The sequence below is a fragment of the Paenisporosarcina sp. P4_E4_2 genome, from assembly GCF_056401595.1.
Map to the genome: position 1 here is coordinate 1 of NZ_JBFUJC010000563.1, position 1,129 is coordinate 1,129.

At 42.0% G+C, this 1,129-nt stretch carries 2 protein-coding genes; both read right to left on the reverse strand.

Annotated features, from left to right (window positions below; translation table 11 throughout):
• Positions 1 to 208, reverse strand: a 208-nt coding sequence (locus AC1DSB_RS19740; RefSeq protein WP_477587475.1) for an SDR family NAD(P)-dependent oxidoreductase, incomplete at its 3' end; no start/stop codon positions are given.
• Positions 195 to 1,129, reverse strand: a 935-nt coding sequence (locus AC1DSB_RS19745; protein WP_477587476.1) for an MBL fold metallo-hydrolase, incomplete at its 5' end; no start/stop codon positions are given. The genes AC1DSB_RS19740 and AC1DSB_RS19745, both read right to left, overlap by 14 nt.

A 1,129-nucleotide genomic window follows, 5' to 3' on the forward strand; every position in this document is an offset into this window, starting at 1 on the left:
GACATTGACTCAATACAGTTTCTAGACCTTGATCTGTCAGCAAGTCAGCTTCAATTGCATGAATTCCGTGAGATCTAAGATCTTCGAGAGCAGATTTAGAACGACCTGTTGCATATACAGTGTATCCTTGTTGGCATAAATCTTTTGCAACCTGTAGCCCAACGCCACTTGTCGCTCCTGTAATCAAAACCGTTTTAGGCTTGCCCATAAGTGAATACCCCATTTTGGTCGTGTGACTCGATGGCAAGTCCTTCAGCAAGCAAATAGTCTATTTGTCCGATGGTTTCAGAAAGTGTCAGACCCAGTTCTTTCTCATAGACAAATGGAAATAATTTTTGTGTGATTTCGAAAATGGTAAGTTGTTCTTCAGCAAGCATCGCATGGACTTTCATCGCACGGTCATGTTGTTTTTCTAAGCGATGTGCAATCAATGCATGGACATTGAATACTTCATTGCCATGACCACTGTAAATTTTCTCTACTGGCATGGTCAGGACTTTTCTCAATGATTCGTTGTATTGAATCATTGCTCGTGGACGTCTAGCACTTGGATCAAGTGGAGGCTCAATTAAAGGATTTGATGAGATTTTTTCTAAGATATGGTCCCCACCAATCATCTCTTTGCTCTCAGCATGCCAAAAAGAAACATGACTCTGTGCATGACCAAGCGTTTCAACGACCGTCCAACCTGGATGTCCAGGAAGTGCATCGCCTTCCTCCACTGTCACATCAAGTGGACGATTGCCCATGAAAGCAACTGGACGTTTCATTTTCTCCACCCATGCATGATATTTCTCTGGAACACCTTCTTCAATTAAACGTTCCAAATAAAACTCATCATGATAGGCAAAAAAAGCTGGATCTCGAGTCAACCAAAGGTCATTATAGACATGCCCATATACTTTTGMATTTGGAAAAGCGTCAATCCAGCCTGCATGGTCAGGGTGATGGTGCGTCAAGAAAACTTGCTCGACATCATTGAACGAATAGCCCGCTTCTTTTATCCCTCGTTCAAGTGCTGCATAAGCTTCGGGTGTTTTTGGACCTGCATCAATTAATGAAAGCGTATCTCCTTTTAAAAGATAAGCATTAACATCCCCTACAGCAAAAGGTGTAGGCAATATAAGTT